Raw genomic sequence first — 14,800 nt, 5'->3', positions numbered from 1 at the left:
AGTCACGTCGGACTTTACACTATGATTTTCATAGTGATATGCTGCGTTCACGTTAGCGATGCGCGAGACGTCACGCATCGTCCGATCAAGGCAGCCGGTGCCGGGTGGGGAACGCGAATTCGTACGCACCCTTTTCGATGGAGAACTGAAATGCCCAATACTGTTTATCGCGCGGAACGCACCGGCCTGTTGCTGGTCGATCCGTACAACGACTTTCTGTCGGAAGGCGGCAAGCTGTTTCCGATGATCAAGGAAATCGCCACCAACGTCCGCCTGCTCGACAACCTGCGCGCGACGGTCGCCGCCGCGCGCAAGGCCGGTATCCAGGTGTTCTACGTCCCGCACCGCCGCTGGCAGCCGGGCGATTACGACAACTGGGATCATCCGAATCCGACGCAGCGTCTGATTCAGCAGCGTCAGACGTTTGCAAAGGGAACGTGGGGCGGCGAATGGCACCCCGACTTCGTGCCGCAGGATGGCGACATCATCGTGCAGGAGCACTGGGCGCAAAGCGGCTTCGCCAACACCGATCTCGACTTTCAGTTGAAGCAGCAAGGCGTCACGCACGTGATCGCCGTCGGCCTGCTCGCCAATACGTGCATTGAATCCACCAGCCGCTTTGCGATGGAACTGGGTTATCACGTCACGCTCGTGCGCGACGGCACGGCCGCTTTCTCGGAAGCGATGATGCGCGCCGCGCACGAACTGAACGGACCGACCTTCGCACATGAAATCCTGACGACGGCCGAACTCATCGCCGCGTTGCCCGCAGTGAAAGAAGCAAAGGGAGCACAGGTATGACACTCACTGGCAATCTGCTGATCGGCTCGCATGAAGTTGCTGCGACGGCCGGCACCATGAAGGCACTGAACCCCGCAACGAATGCCGCGATCGAACCGGAGTTTGCATTCGGCGGCGTCGCGGAAGTGAATCTCGCGGCGCAACTCGCCGACGACGCATTCGACAGTTTCAACAACACGTCACTCGATGAACGCGCGGCGTTTCTCGAACGCATCGCCGATGGACTCGATGCCGTCGCGCTTGAACTTGGGCAGCGCACATCGCTGGAAACGGGCTTGTCTGCCGCGCAGCTCGAAGCGGAAACGGCCAAAGCGGCCACCCAGTTCCGTCAGTTCGCGACTGTGGTGCGTCAAGGGCGCTTTCGCCAGGCGACGATCGATCCCGCGCAGCCCGAGCGTCAACCGCGCGCGCGCATGGATCACCGGATGCAGAAGATCGCACTCGGCCCCGTCGCGATCTTCGGTGCCAGCAACTTTCCGATTTCGTATTCGGTGGCGGGCGGCGATACGGCATCCGCGCTGGCGGCCGGCTGTCCTGTGATCGTGAAGGCGCACAACGCGCATCCGGGCGCGTCCGAAATCATGGGCCGCGTGATCCAGCAGGCCGTCGAAGCATCGGGCCTGCACGAAGGCGTGTTTTCAATGCTGCGCGGCGGCGGCAATGAAATCGGCGAAGCGCTGGTCGATCATCCGCTTATCAAGGGCGTGACGTTCACGGGCTCGGAAGTCGGCGGCATGGCGCTGTTCCGGCGCGCGCAGCAGCGTCCCGATCCGATTCCCGTGTTCACCGAAATGACGAGCGTCAATCCGACCTTCGTGTTGCCGGCTGCGCTCGCCGCGCGCGGCGGCGCAGTCGGCGATGGCTTCGGCGAACGCATGCTGGTCAACGTCGGGCAAGCGTGCCTGAAGCCCGCGATTCTGCTTGCGATCGACGGCCCCGGCTACACGGAACTGCGGCAGGCGCTGATCGCCCGCGTCGAAGCGATGCACGCTCGCACGATGCTGACGCCCGGCATCTGGAAGTCGTACGGCGACAATCTGGAGCGGCGCAAAAACGCGGGCGCGGAACACATCGCAGCGGGCGGCAATGCACAAGGTGAATGGGACGGCCAGGCGGCACTGCTCGAAGTCGACGGCGCGCGCATGCTTGCCGATGCGTCGCTGTCGGAAGAAGTGTTCGGTCCGGCTGCGCTGCTCGTGCGTGTATCGGATGTCGAGCAATTGATCGCGATCGCAAAGCAGTTCCGCGGCCAGTTGTCGGCGACGATGCAACTCGATTCCGCCGATCACGCGCTCGCCGCGCGCCTGTTGCCCGTGCTCGAACGACGCACGGGACGCATCGTGATCAATGCGTTCGCGCATCCGCAGGAAGTGTCGTATGCGTCGATTCACGGCGGTCCGTTCCCGGCAACGTCTGACAGCCGCTTTACGTCGGTCGGCATGACGTCGATCGAGCGCTTTCTGCGTCCGGTGTGCTATCAGGGTTTTCCGGACGATCTGCTGCCTGAAGCTTTGAAGCATGACAATCCGCGCGACCTGTGGCGTCTCACGGATGGCGAGTTGTCGAAAGCCTGATCGCTTTCGATGAAGTGAAGCCCGCGCACCGTACACGTGCGCGGGCTTTTTATGTTTAAAGATCCAGCACCAGCAGTTCGCTTTTCGCGCGCGAGACGCACAACGTCAGGAAGTTCTGCTGCTCAGCGGCATCGAGAATGCAATCCTGATGCTCGACTTCACCGCTCAGATAGCGCACCTTGCACGTCGCGCACAAGCCGGCTTCACACGATGTCTGCACGCCAATGCCCGCTGCCTTGAGCACATCGGCGATGCTCTTGTCGATGGGAACGGGCAGACGTTGGCCCGTGCTCGCGATCTCGACGGTGAACTCACCCGGCTTTCGATCAGCAGGCGCGATCGCGCGCTCAGGCGCCTTGAAATGCTCGCAATGCACAGCATCCTTCGGCCAGTGTCCCGACGCGTCGGCGCACGCGCGCATGAAGCCAGCGGGACCGCAATAGTACACATGCGTGCCGTCTTGCGCCTCGTCGCGCAAGAGCGCCGCGATATCGAGCCCGCGAGACGGATCGCCGCCGTCGAAGTGAAAATGCAGCCGCTCCCGTTCGACGAAAGCCTGCAATTCTTCCGTGAACGCCGCGCATTGCGCATCGCGCGCGCAGTAGTGCAACTCGTATTCCACGTCATCCGTATTCGCAAGCTGATGCGCCATCGACTTGAGCGGCGTCACGCCGATCCCACCCGCGATCAGAATCACCTTGCGCGCGCCTTGCGCGAGTTCGAAGTTGTTGCGAGGCACGCTCACGCGCACACGGCCTTGCACCTGCAACTGTTCGTGAACGGCCTTCGATCCGCCGCGTCCCTTCTCGTCGCGCAGCACCGCGATCACATAACGATGCCGGTCCGCGGGTGAATTGCACAGCGAATACTGGCGGATGACACCGTTCGCAAGATGCACGTCGATATGCGCGCCCGCCGTGAACGGCGGCAGTTCCGCGCCTTCGGGATCGACCAGTTCATACGACTGAATATTGCGGCCTTCGTAGCGGACCTGCCGCACGAAAAGCTCCAGCGTGGCCGCTGCCTGATTGAATGCTGTCAATTGATGTCTCCTTGCACTTGCATTGCGCGCGTTGTCGGCAGATGCGGCGCCACGTTGCTGCTGCGTGGCGCCGCGTCTCGTCGGCTAGCGCGTCGACTGCTCTAGCTCATCCATCTTTGCGCGCACGAACGCGGCCCGCTCATCGCCCTTCAGGTGATCGCTCTGCGTGAGAATCGCGACGACCGCTTTCGAAATGCGGCGGCGCTGCGCGACCTCTTCTTCGACGGTCGCGGCCTCGGGAATCTCGAACACGTTGCCGGAGCAATAGCTGTTCGGCGCGGCACCGACATCGCGCAGCCACTGTGCAAACTCCGCCGGCGACGCCGCCGGGTTGGTGCCGCGCACGGCATCGCGCAGCATCTTGCGGAACAGATAAAGGCCGGCGTCGAACTTGGTCGGATGTTCGAGCGAATGCACGGCGATCGGGCGCTGGCTGATGATCGCTTCGTAATCGCCCGGCGCGTACTGCGCGTCCTTGTAGTGCGCGCGCTCGCGATGGTTGGGCGGAATGGGTGGCATGTCTTCGAGCTTGTACTTGCCGAAGCGCTCGGGCCTGCGCATCGCCACCTGGCCTTCGAGGAAGTCGATGGTTTCATAGCCGACCATCGACTTGTCGCCGACGCCGCGCGTATCGACGCCCGGCCCCATCACGCGCCAGCCGATCATCTTGCTGTTCTCGTCATCGACGGGCACCGTCCAGCGGATCATGTGGAAGCGGCTGAACAGCTTCTTGTTCAAACCGTCTTCGGATGTGTACGCGTGCAGGCTCAGATTCGGCAGCACCTGATGCTGGACGCGCACGAACAGATGATCCTTGTCCGCGCGGCGCGCGCCCGCACAGGCGAGACTGCGGCCTTGCTGCACGGGGATGAACTGCATGTCGGGTGGCACTTCCATCGATGCCGCGCCGACTTCGTCGAACGTCGTGCCCTGATAGTGGCCGCCCACGACGTTCCTGCCCGCATGCAGCGCGGCCGTGTGGTAGTTGTCGGCGGCGTTGTCCTGGACCTGCAGCCAGTTGCAGTGCTGGAAGTTGCTGTAGGGAACGAGTTCGTCAGTGGGCAGCACGGTGAAGTTGCCTTCCCATTCGGGGAACGGCGGCTCTTCTTCGGGCGGGCCCATGTAGGCGAACACGAGGCCGTTGCGCTCGATGGCCTTGTACGCGCCCTGACGGATCGAGCATGCGTACTTCTCGGCTTCCGCCTCCTCGCCCTTCGGAAACGGCGCATGCAGACAGGTGCCGTCGACGTCGAACACCATGCCGTGATAGCAGCACTGGATGCCGCGCTCCTGGATCGCACCGTATTCAAGCGACGCGCCGCGATGCACGCAATGCGCATGCAGCAGGCCGATGCGACCACTGCCGTCACGGAACGCGACCAACTCTTCGTTCAGGATCTTCAGGAAGCGGGGCGTGTCGGTGAGTTCCATCGACATGCAGACGGGATGCCAGAAGCGGCGCATATATTCGCCCGTCGGTGTACCGGGACCCGTCTCGGTCAACTCGACATCGTGTGTCGGAATCTTGTTCGTGTAGTAGCCGCCGTAGGGAATCAGCTTCTTCACCACGGTGCCGCCCGCGCTGCCGCCCTTCTCCATCTGCTCCGACTTGATCGTCATGACCGCTCCTTTTTGACTGTGGGTAACTGAAGACCGCCGTTTTGACTGCCTTCCGTCGTGTGAATACGGATACCGAACTCTGTATACAAAGATTAAGCATGTGCCGAATCCGCGCCAATCAAGGTTTACACCTAAGGTTGACCGGTTGGCGAGCGCGATGTAGTCTGTATCCAAAGTACAGAGGCTCACGATGACAATGAAGTTCGAGAAGCTGCAGGTTCGTCCCGACTATGTCGAGGAGGTGTATCGGGTACTCGCCGATGCGATTAGCGACGGGTCGCTCGCGCCCGGCACGCGATTGACGCAGGAAGAGATCGCGGAGCAGTTCGCGGTGTCGCGTTCACCTGTGTTGCAGGCGCTGCGTCTGCTGAAGAAGGACGGGCTCGTGCAGGATGCGCCGGGACGCGGGGTGCTGGTTGCGCCGCTCGATGTCGAATGGACGAGCCATCTTTACCAGGTGCGCGGCGCGCTCGATACGCTTGCTGCGAAGCTTGCCGCTGAGCGCGGCGCTGTGATCGATAGCGCGCTGATCATGCGTGGGCGGCTCGTGTCGAAGGGTAAGGACGTGAAGGCGATGATCGATGCCGATATTGCCTTTCATACGGCTATTTATGAAGCGTCGGGGAATCCGCTGATCGTTGAGAGTGCGCAGTTGCATTGGGTGCATTTGCGCCGCGTCATGGGCGCTGTACTGCAGTCTTCGCGGCTGCGGGATTCGATCTGGGATGAGCATCAGGCTATCGCAGATGCCATTGCTGCGCGCGATGCCGCGCGGGCTGCTGAGCTTACCGAATTGCACACTAGCAGTGCGAGGCAGAATCTTGTTGCCAGGCTTGGGGAGATGTTGAAGGCGGGGTGATTTTTTTGTCTGCGACGCTGGTTGGGGTTTTTGCTGGCATCCGCGGGTTGGCTTCGGGGTGCGGCTGGCTTGGTGGTTTCAGGTTTTCGCTGGCATCCGCGTTATGCCTTCGTGCTTCAAGCGTTGCCCCTGTGCGGGGCGGCACCTACTTTTGGTTGTCTGCGACGCTGGTTCGTTTGCCCGTGTTTTCGCTGGCATCCGCGTTACGGTATCTGCCGTTCACGCGTCGCCCCTGTGCGGGGCGGCACCTACTTTTCTTTGCCGCCGCAAAGAAAAGTAGGCAAAAGAAAGCGGCTCACACCGCCAGCTCTTGTGTTTGCCTGAGGGCCCCCAAAGGGTCTTACGCTTCACACGGTAACAACGTGACCCACGTTCGTTGCCAGCGCTCTTGCAGTGCGCCTCACCCGCTTCACCTCCCGCACTAGAGCACGCCATGCCAGTTATGCCACGGCCGCCCAGGTGGCAAACTGTGTGTAGGCCGTAGTGCCTCGCATGCCTCACTTCGAACCGATAGCGCATGGGCTCCACCCTGTAAGAGCGCTACCCTGGACGACGCGACAACCTACACACAGTTTGCCACTTGGGCGGCACATACCATTCGCTGCCGCTTGCCCGAGTACGGGTATTCGAAGCGGGTGCGGCATTCATTCGAAGCGTTGGCAACAAGCACCAGCCAAGGCACTGCCGTGTGAAGTGTGGGAACGTTGGGGGCCCGTGGATAAGAACACGGGCTGGCGGTGTTAGCCGCTTTCTTTTGCCTACTTTTCTTTGCGGCGGCAAAGAAAAGTAGGTGCCGCCCCGCACAGGGGCGACGCTTGAAGCTAGATAACAAATCGCGGATGCCAGCGCAAACACAAGCAAACCAAACCACCCGCGCCACGAAGGCAAATCGCGGATGCCAGCGCAAAGCCAAATCACCCACCTCAAGCGTCGCAGACAAAAACAACCATCTACTCCCGCTTAGAAAAAACATTCACATGCGCCCGCCGAAGCGCAAGCGTCAGCAAACTCCCAAGCACCATACTCACAGCAATCCCGACCACACCACTCCCGGTCGACCCAGTCGAAGTCTGCAAAAACCCAATCACATACGGGCTAACAACACCCGAAATCGACCCAACCGAATTAGCCAGCGCAATCCCACCAGCGGCAGCGGTACCTTGCAAAACAGCCGGCGGCACAGTCCAAAACTGCGAAATCGTCGTAATGACACCCATAGTGCCAATCGTGAGCGCAATCATCGCAAGCACCGTCTGATGCGCATAGACGACACTCGCACACAACGCAATCGCGCCGACCACACCAGGCACCGCGAGATGCCAACGCCGCTCGCCATACCGATCCGAACTGCGCCCGACGAGCACCATCGTGACAGCAGCAGCCGCATAAGGCACAGCCGACAACAGCCCAATATTCAAAGTCCCCGACACCCCCGAAGCCTTAACAAGCGAAGGAAGCCAAAAGCTCACTCCATACAACCCCATCGTGAAGAAGAAATAAATCGCCGACAGCAACAGCACACGCGGACTCGCAAGCCCATCGCGCAGCGAATGCAACTTATGGTGCCCGCTCTCCGCCTGCAAATCAGCCTCGATCAACGCCTTCTCATCGTCGCGCAGCCACCGCGCATCCGACACCTTGTCGTCAAGATAAAAGAACGCAACGATCCCGACGATCACAGTCGGAATGCCTTCCAGAAAAAACAGCCACTGCCAGCCGGCAATACCATGCGCGCCGCTCATCGAATGCATGATCCAGCCCGACAACGGGCCGCCAATCACACCCGACATCGGAATGCCCGTCATGAAAAGCGCCGTCACCTTGCTACGGCGCCCAGCAGGAAACCAGTACGTCAGATACAAAAGAATCGCCGGAAAGAACCCGGCCTCGGCCACACCCAAAAGAAACCGCACCACATAGAACTGCGTCGGCGTCGACACAAACATCATCGCCGCCGAAATCACACCCCACGTCACCATGATCCGCGCAATCCAGCGCCGCGCCCCCACCTTCAGCAAAATCAGATTGCTCGGCACTTCGAACATCAGATAGCCGACGAAGAAAATCCCCGCGCCGAGCCCATAGACGGCATCGCTCATCCCGAGATCCTGAAGCATCTGCAGCTTCGCAAAGCTGACGTTGATGCGATCAAGATAAGCGCACAGATAGCAGAAGAACAGAAATGGAATCAGGCGCCATGCAACCTTCGCATAGACGCCCGCTCCCGAACGCTCCAGATACACGTCCTGGCTGATCGAACTCATGGGGATGTCTCCGTCGTGTATTGATCTTTAGCTGATTGCGGCGGACGGACATTGCATCTCGCCCGCCGCGTCGTACTTCAGTCGAACATGTCAGGCTGCGTCTTCACAAGCTGATCCCAGATGGTCTGGAAATGCAGCCAGCCGATGTATTCGCTGCCGACATGCTCGCGGCTATAGCGCGCACGCTCTTCCGTCACGAAGCGCGGCTTGATACCCGTCGACTCGATCATCAGTTGCTGCTGGCAGCAGCGCTCGAGCGCAATGAACCAGAACGCAGCCGATTCGATGCTGTGCCGGCTCGCCGTCAGCAGCCCGTGGTTCTGGTGAATCGCCGCCTTCACGCCCGTGAACGCATGCGCGACCTTGTGGCCCGCCTTCACTTCGACGGCCACCTGCCCCGCTTCCTCGCCGATCACGACGTGGTCTTCGAAGAATGCAGCAGCATCCTGGCTGATGGGATCGAGCTTCTTGCCAAGCGATGCGAACGCGGTGCCATACACGGTGTGCGCGTGACACATCGCGACGATGTCCTGATGCATCTCGTGAACGGCCGCGTGCAGCACGAAGCCCGCGCGATTGATCGCATAGTCGCCTTCGACGACGTTGCCTTCGTGGTCCGCGCAGATCAGGTTCGACACCTTGACCTGCGAGAAATGCACGGCCATCGGGTTCGTCCAGTAAAGCCCTGGATGCTCCGGGTCACGCACGGTCAGATGGCCCGCGAAACCGTAATCGAAGCCCTGCAGCGCAAACGCGCGGCAGGCGGCGACAAGACGCTCCTTCAGATACTGCCGATGCTGCGCGTGGCTCTCGAAGTTCGGCAGTTGCGGAAAGATCAGGCCGTCCTGCTCGGGCTGATAGATCGAGATGCGGCCCTTGAGGTCGATCGCTTTCGATGGGGCTTCCATCACTTCGGACATGTCGGCTCCTTTTGAACATGTGGACATTAGGTAAGCACATGGTCGTTCCCGCCGATCGCGTTGACAAACGATGGTTGTTCATGAAAGCATGAATGACATTCACCTGAAGGGGAAACACATGAGGCGGATGCCGAATTTCGTGCTGCTGCGTTCCTTCGAAGCCGCCGCGCGGCTAGAGAGCTTCGCGCTCGCCGCGCAGGAATTGCATCTGACGCCGTCCGCGATCAGTCATCAGGTGAAAGAACTCGAAGAGTATTTCGGGCGGCCGCTGTTTCTTAGGCGCAACCGGCGCATCGAGCCCACGCCCGAGGCCGTGCGCCTGCTCGAAAGCCTGAGCCGCGTATTCGACGTCGTCGAGGCGGCATGCAGCGAGGTCATGCTCGCGCCCGATTCGCAGGTGCTCGCCGTCCATTGCGCGCCGAGCTTCGCGGTGAAATGGCTAGGGCCGAAGCTGCCCGAATTCAACAAGGCGTATCCGCACATCACCATCCGCCTGTCGACGGGCGCCGAGCCGCTCGATCTCACGCGCGTGCAGGAAGTCGACGTCGAGATTTCGTACGGCAGCGCGCTCGATCGGCCCGGCATCGACACCGTGCCATTGGGCCGCGAAGCGATCGTGCCGCTCTGCTCGCCCGCGCTGCTCAGCGACGGCACGCCCGTCGCGACACGCATGAGCCAGCTGACGCTGATCGACACACAGTTGAGCCGCGTCACGTGGGCCGACTGGTTCGCGGCCAACGGGCTCGACATGCCGACCACGCCCCGCCCTTCGTTCGATCGCGCGGCGCTCGGCATCTCGGCGGCAGCAGACGGCATGGGCGTCGTGCTCGAAAGCATGCGGCTCGCCGAGCGCGAAATCGTGCGCGGCGACCTGATCGAAGTGCGCAGCGACGCGTTCGTGCGCTTCGAGCGCGACACGCATTTTCTGTCGTATCGGAAGAACGAATTCCGCGTTGAGAAGGTGGCCGCTTTCACGCATTGGCTGCTTGAGCGCGCAGGGGTCGGAAAGGGCGAAAACGCGCCGCAGTAGGTATCAGAGGCACGGGGGCCGCTACCTGCGCGCGGCTAATTTTCTCCTCATTTGCGTGACGCATGATGTCGTCACAGCCAGCCAGGACCGCACAGTCGAGCTGGAAACAAGGACATCGAGCATCAACGGCAATCAGGAGCAACCATGGACTTTCACCCGCCCTTTCTCGTCTTTTGCGCACTCGGCGCGAGCGTCATGATCGTTTCGGTGTTGCTCGCGATTGCCGCCGAAAAGATCGACAACTGGCTCGCGCGGCAAACGGCGCGTGTTTCGAGCCGGCGTCCCGCAGTGGTTCGCCATGCGGAAATCTCGCATCTCCTGTGAGCAACGCAAAACGAAACGCGTGATCGCGCGCCGCCACCCGCGTGCCGCGAAAGGATCATCGTCATGAAACGTCTGCATGCCGTCGTCCCGCTCGCCGCGTTGCTCGCTGGCATCATCGCAGCGCCCGTCGACGCAAAGACCGTCAGCTATCCGCTCGAAAACGCCTGCCCTGTCGTCGCGAACCGGCCGGACCAAGATTCGACCACTCGCGAGCAGATCGCGCACACGCCACAGGGCGACATCGCGTATTACCGCTTCGGCCACGGCAGTCCCATCGTCCTGCAGACGGGCTTTCGCGCGACGCTCTCCGAATGGGACGCGGCCTTTCTCGCGGACCTCGCGAAACATCATGAAGTCATCGTCTTCGACAATCGCGGCGTGGGCCGCTCGCTGCCGACAGCGTCGAGCTTCACCGTGCAGGACATGGCAAGCGACCTCTCCGCGCTGATCGACACGCTGAAGCTGCGCGACGTGACGGTGCTCGGCTGGTCGATGGGCGGCGCAGTCGCCACGCAGCTCGCCATCGACCATCCCGCGAACGTGCAGCGCGTCGTGCTGATGAGCGCGCCCGCGCCGGGACGCCTCGGCGTGCCCATCGCGCCCGACGTCGAAGCCACGCTGTCGGGCAAGCCGGGGACGACGTTCAACGACGTGATGAAGGTGCTGTTTCCGCCATCGGCAGCGAACGCGGCGGGCGAATGTTTCCGCAAGAACATGTTCGTGCCCGTCGGCTATGCGTCGCCGACCATCTCCTCTACCGTGACTGCGGGCCAGACCGCGCTGCTGCGCGCATGGGAACAGGACGATGCCGCCGCCGACGCACTGCGCACCCTGCACACCCACACGCTGATCCTCACAGGCGACGACGACACCATCCTGTCAAAGCAGAACGCCGAAGCGCTCGCCCGCACGCTGCCCGACGCACAATTGCTGGTCGTGCGCTCGGCCGGTCACGCGATGATGTACCAGTATCCGCATGCGCTGGCTTCGGCCATCAACCGTTTCATTACGCAGTCGCAGGCACATCCTCGGCAGACGGCAAAAGCAGCGCAACTGCACGAGCAGGCGTAAGATCAAAAGCCTTCTTCGAGGCACAACGGCGCGTTCTGTTGCGACCCATCCGGAGGTGGCGATGACGAACGAAACCTGCCCTGTACGTCGTCTGCAGCTTCTGCTGCACGATCCCTGCCGCACCGCCGCCGCACGCGAAGCGGCTAGACTCGCCGCCGAGCAACTCGGCATGCAGATCAGCGGCGAGGGCCATGCCACGCTGTCCGCGCGTATGCCCGATGACGCATTCCGCCAGCTTTTTTCCTGTTCTTCCGGCACGAGCGGAACCCTTGCCGTGCCGGGCAGTCTCCAACCGTACGTCTCGTCGATCAGCGAAGCACCGCAACATCTTTCATTCGAATAACCCGCATTCGTCTTGCATGTGACGGGGCAGCGCAGACACGCCCACGCGCCGACTCCCGTCGACACAGGAGAAGAAACGATGAAGGCCTACGATCCCAAAGACGCGGCCGCGCGGCCCGCACGCGGCGACGCCGCCAACGAAGAACTCCGTGTTGCCGTGACGTTCAACCGGCCGGGCCAGGACATCGGGCCTACCCGCTTCGGCGCGCGCATGTCGACGGAAACGGTCGCCTCGTTCATCCCCGATCCCGCGCAGGCCGATCTCGCGCTCGCCGAACTCGCGCGGCGCGGCTTCACACTGACGGGCCGCGGCTCGTTGTCGGCGTCGATGCGCTGCACGCGCGCGCAGTTCGAGGCGGTGTTCCAGACGCGCCTCAAGCGCATGAAGGCGCCGTGCGCATCGGCGGCGCAGTTCAGCTCGGTCCTCTATCCGCCCGACGACGCGCCATGGAACCCGGACCCCGCGATCAAATCGCTGCTCGACGACGTGTATATCCAGTGGCCGCACATCTACATGGCGAGAGCGGCGAAGGCGGCAAAGAGCACGAAGGCGAAAAAGACCACGACAGCAGCAAAGAAGCGTCCCGCCACGAAGAAGCCGCGCGAGGCCAGCGCGCCGTCCGCGACGCCACCCACCGTGCCCTACTTCCATCTCGCCGCGCCTGCCGACATCGCGCTCAAACTCAACGCGACGCCCGTGCATCAGCAGGGCATCACGGGCAAAGGCGTGCGCATCGCGATGATCGATAGCGGCTTTGCTCACGGCCATCCGTACTTCAAGGCGCACGGCTATTCCTCGTCGATCGTGCTCGCGCCGGGCGCCACCGATCGCCGCACCGACGGCAACGGCCACGGCACGGGCGAATCCGCGAACATCTTCGCGATCGCGCCTGGCGCGACCTTCATCGGCGTGAAGCTCGACAACGAAGCCGATCCGACCAGCGGCGCGTCCGTGCTCGAAGGTTTGCAAGAGGCGCTCAAGCACGATCCGCAGGTGATCTCCGTGAGCCTCGGCTACGACCTGCGCGGACCCGGCGACACGCCGCTGAAAACACTGCCGAACGGGCTCGTCGCGCTGGAGGCGGAAATTCAGGCCGCAGTGAAGCGCGGCATCGTGATCGTCTTCTCGGCGGGCAACGGCCACTATTCGTTCCCCGGCCAGATGCCCGACATCATTTCGGCGGGTGGCGTGTTCGTCGATCAGCACGGCGCGATGCGCGCGTCGGACTACGCGAGCGCGTTCACGAGCCTGATCTACTCGGGCCGCAGCGTGCCCGACGTCTGCGGGCTGGTCGGCATGCTGCCGCACGCAACCTACATCTCGCTGCCCGTCTCGGCCGGTTGCGAAATCGACCGCGAAAACGCTGCCTTCGACGGCACCACGCCCAACGACGGCTGGGGCGTATTCAGCGGCACGTCGGCGGCTGCGCCGCAGTTGGCGGGCCTGTGCGCGCTGCTGTTGCAGGCGGACCCGCACCTCTCGCCTGGCGACATCAAGGCGATCCTGCGCCGCACCGCGCGCGACGTGACGAAGGGCCACGCGAACCCCGCCAGCGATCCGAAGGGCGCGGGCGTGCCAGCGGGCGTCGGCGAAGACGGCGCGACGGGCGCAGGACTCGCCGATGCACTCGCTGCAGTGAAGCAGATCTGACGCTTTCGCGCGCAGACGGCGGTTCGTCCCGGAACGCCCAGCCGTCTGCGCGGGGCAGGACGCCGTGCCATACTTGCGGATCGTCCCGGCCCACATTCCAACGTAATGATCGTCCCTTCCGCTTCCATCGGCTTCAATCTCAACCTGCTCGACCGCCGCTCCGAACAACGCGACGACGAGGCCTTCATCGCCAGTCTGCACGACGCTCCCGCCGCGCGCTTTCTCGTCTTCGATGGCGACGTTCCCTTGCTCAAGCGCGGCGACACACACGACGCATGGTTCGTCGCAAGCGAGACAGCCGCGTTCGGCGAGCCGCTGCAACGCGTGTTTCTCGGCCAGGACAGCGATGGCAGCGGACGTTTCGCGCTCGGCTTCGCATCCGGTCTCGCGCAAGACGAAGGGCAATCGCAAGAAAAATTGCACGACCGCATCGATCTGCGCTCGATCGCTTTGCAGGGCCTCGTCGCGCAAGAAATGCTCGGCGTACTTGGCCAGGCCAAATCGATGTTCGACTGGCATCGCCGCCACCGCTTCTGCGCGAACTGCGGCTCAGCAAGCCGCGCGACGGCGGCCGGCTGGCAACGCACCTGCGATGCGTGCGGCACGCGCCATTTTCCGCGCGTGGACCCCGTTGTCATCATGCTGACCATCGACGGCGAGCGCTGTCTGCTCGGGCGCCAGCGTCAGTTCGCGCCGGGCATGTACTCGGCGCTCGCGGGCTTCGTCGAGCCGGGCGAAACCGTAGAAGACGCAGTGCGCCGCGAAGTGCATGAGGAAGCCCACGTGACATGCGCTGAGGTCGTCTATTTCGCATCGCAACCGTGGCCGTTTCCTTCGTCGCTGATGATCGGCTGCTTCGCACGCGCCAGCAGCAAAGACATCGTCATCGACACCAACGAACTCGAAGACGCGCGCTGGTTCACGCGCGCCGAAGTCGCCGCGATGCTCGCGGGTACGCATGCGGACAACCTGTCGGCGCCGAAGCCGTTCGCGATTGCGCATCATCTGCTGCGCGCGTATGTCGAACACGGCGAAGCTGTGCTCCGCGGTTGATTCGACAGCAGCAGTTCGTCTTTTTCACGCCCTCGATGCGCTAACGCGCGTGCCACGAAATCCCGTGGCATCGGCAAACCTGTACGCGCACGTTCACGTTGACGTATAATGCGGCTCTTCCTGACCGCATGGCAGCAGCACTTCCCGCATGTCCACCGAAGTTCCAACCGCCGTCACGAACGGCGCCACGCTCCTTACGCGCACTCCGGCGGTGTCGCACAGCAGCGCGGGCGCCCGCGGCGCGTAACC

The 14,800-nt window shown here is 62.6% G+C and carries 13 protein-coding genes; 9 read left to right on the top strand and 4 right to left on the bottom strand.

The features are described 5' to 3' along the window. Positions 1-150: 150 nt before the first annotated feature. A complete protein-coding gene (locus BLT65_RS09675; protein ID WP_091777298.1) occupies positions 151-801 on the top strand; it encodes a cysteine hydrolase family protein in 651 nt (216 codons plus the stop codon). Beyond that, entirely contained in the window at positions 798-2,375 is a 1,578-nt protein-coding gene (locus BLT65_RS09670) for an aldehyde dehydrogenase (NADP(+)) (RefSeq protein ID WP_091777296.1), read from the top strand. Before BLT65_RS09675 ends, BLT65_RS09670 begins: the two co-directional genes overlap by 4 nt. Before the next feature lie 55 nt (positions 2,376-2,430). On the opposite strand, the gene BLT65_RS09665 is transcribed toward BLT65_RS09670, so the two are convergent. Both BLT65_RS09665 and BLT65_RS09660 read right to left on the bottom strand, forming a co-directional pair. Further along, a complete protein-coding gene (locus BLT65_RS09665) occupies positions 2,431-3,417 on the bottom strand; it encodes a PDR/VanB family oxidoreductase (protein WP_091777294.1) in 987 nt (328 codons plus the stop codon). Between the two features lie 84 nt (positions 3,418-3,501). Then, positions 3,502-5,037 (bottom strand): Rieske 2Fe-2S domain-containing protein, encoded by a 1,536-nt coding sequence (locus BLT65_RS09660; protein WP_042312779.1) that lies wholly within the window; start codon positions 5,035-5,037, stop codon positions 3,502-3,504. A gap of 190 nt (positions 5,038-5,227) precedes the next feature. On the opposite strand from BLT65_RS09660, the gene BLT65_RS09655 reads away from it, so the two are divergent. Further along, positions 5,228-5,896, top strand: a complete 669-nt coding sequence (locus BLT65_RS09655) for a GntR family transcriptional regulator (protein ID WP_042312781.1) — start codon at positions 5,228-5,230, stop codon at positions 5,894-5,896. Between the two features lie 950 nt (positions 5,897-6,846). On the opposite strand, the gene BLT65_RS09650 is transcribed toward BLT65_RS09655, so the two are convergent. Together BLT65_RS09650 and BLT65_RS09645 are read right to left on the bottom strand one after the other, a co-directional pair. Continuing rightward, complete coding sequence (locus tag BLT65_RS09650) at positions 6,847-8,160, bottom strand: MFS transporter (RefSeq protein ID WP_091777292.1); 1,314 nt, start codon at positions 8,158-8,160, stop codon at positions 6,847-6,849. A gap of 77 nt (positions 8,161-8,237) precedes the next feature. Then, the gene (locus tag BLT65_RS09645; protein WP_091777290.1) at positions 8,238-9,080 is read right to left on the bottom strand and encodes a class II aldolase/adducin family protein; all 843 of its coding nucleotides are present in this window, start codon (positions 9,078-9,080) and stop codon (positions 8,238-8,240) included. Between the two features lie 88 nt (positions 9,081-9,168). Between BLT65_RS09645 and BLT65_RS09640 the strand changes: the two genes are divergently transcribed. The 6 genes from BLT65_RS09640 to nudC all read left to right on the top strand — a co-directional run bounded on the left by BLT65_RS09640 (position 9,169) and on the right by nudC (position 14,551). Next, positions 9,169-10,110 (top strand): LysR substrate-binding domain-containing protein, encoded by a 942-nt coding sequence (locus BLT65_RS09640; RefSeq protein WP_425273112.1) that lies wholly within the window; start codon positions 9,169-9,171, stop codon positions 10,108-10,110. Positions 10,111-10,254: 144 nt separating this feature from the next. Further along, a complete protein-coding gene (locus BLT65_RS09635) occupies positions 10,255-10,434 on the top strand; it encodes a hypothetical protein (protein ID WP_091777286.1) in 180 nt (59 codons plus the stop codon). Positions 10,435-10,497: 63 nt separating this feature from the next. Next, a complete protein-coding gene (locus BLT65_RS09630; RefSeq protein ID WP_091777284.1) occupies positions 10,498-11,505 on the top strand; it encodes an alpha/beta fold hydrolase in 1,008 nt (335 codons plus the stop codon). A 61-nt stretch (positions 11,506-11,566) separates the two neighbouring features. Beyond that, a complete protein-coding gene (locus tag BLT65_RS09625; protein ID WP_091777282.1) occupies positions 11,567-11,848 on the top strand; it encodes a hypothetical protein in 282 nt (93 codons plus the stop codon). 78 nt (positions 11,849-11,926) lie between these two features. Beyond that, a complete protein-coding gene (locus tag BLT65_RS09620) occupies positions 11,927-13,498 on the top strand; it encodes a S8 family serine peptidase (RefSeq protein WP_091777280.1) in 1,572 nt (523 codons plus the stop codon). A gap of 105 nt (positions 13,499-13,603) precedes the next feature. Continuing rightward, entirely contained in the window at positions 13,604-14,551 is a 948-nt protein-coding gene (gene nudC, locus BLT65_RS09615; protein ID WP_091777277.1) for an NAD(+) diphosphatase, read from the top strand. The last annotated feature ends 249 nt before the right edge of the window (positions 14,552-14,800 follow it).

Origin of the sequence: Paraburkholderia steynii (assembly GCF_900100565.1) — a bacterium.
GTDB classification, from domain to species: domain Bacteria; phylum Pseudomonadota; class Gammaproteobacteria; order Burkholderiales; family Burkholderiaceae; genus Paraburkholderia; species Paraburkholderia terrae.
This window is presented reverse-complemented; position numbering and strand designations above follow the sequence as displayed.

What these genes read in the sequence shown, in the direction of transcription:
- BLT65_RS09675 (WP_091777298.1), top strand. Translation starts at nt 151, where the DNA reads ATGCCCAATACTGTTTATCGCGCGGAACGCACCGGCCTGTTGCTGGTC.
- BLT65_RS09670 (WP_091777296.1), top strand. Translation starts at nt 798, where the DNA reads ATGACACTCACTGGCAATCTGCTGATCGGCTCGCATGAAGTTGCTGCG.
- BLT65_RS09660 (WP_042312779.1), bottom strand. Translation starts at nt 5,037, where the DNA reads ATGACGATCAAGTCGGAGCAGATGGAGAAGGGCGGCAGCGCGGGCGGC.
- BLT65_RS09655 (WP_042312781.1), top strand. Translation starts at nt 5,228, where the DNA reads ATGACAATGAAGTTCGAGAAGCTGCAGGTTCGTCCCGACTATGTCGAG.
- BLT65_RS09650 (WP_091777292.1), bottom strand. Translation starts at nt 8,160, where the DNA reads ATGAGTTCGATCAGCCAGGACGTGTATCTGGAGCGTTCGGGAGCGGGC.
- BLT65_RS09645 (WP_091777290.1), bottom strand. Translation starts at nt 9,080, where the DNA reads ATGTCCGAAGTGATGGAAGCCCCATCGAAAGCGATCGACCTCAAGGGC.
- BLT65_RS09640 (WP_425273112.1), top strand. Translation starts at nt 9,169, where the DNA reads ATGAATGACATTCACCTGAAGGGGAAACACATGAGGCGGATGCCGAAT.
- BLT65_RS09635 (WP_091777286.1), top strand. Translation starts at nt 10,255, where the DNA reads ATGGACTTTCACCCGCCCTTTCTCGTCTTTTGCGCACTCGGCGCGAGC.
- BLT65_RS09630 (WP_091777284.1), top strand. Translation starts at nt 10,498, where the DNA reads ATGAAACGTCTGCATGCCGTCGTCCCGCTCGCCGCGTTGCTCGCTGGC.
- BLT65_RS09625 (WP_091777282.1), top strand. Translation starts at nt 11,567, where the DNA reads ATGACGAACGAAACCTGCCCTGTACGTCGTCTGCAGCTTCTGCTGCAC.
- BLT65_RS09620 (WP_091777280.1), top strand. Translation starts at nt 11,927, where the DNA reads ATGAAGGCCTACGATCCCAAAGACGCGGCCGCGCGGCCCGCACGCGGC.
- nudC (WP_091777277.1), top strand. Translation starts at nt 13,604, where the DNA reads ATGATCGTCCCTTCCGCTTCCATCGGCTTCAATCTCAACCTGCTCGAC.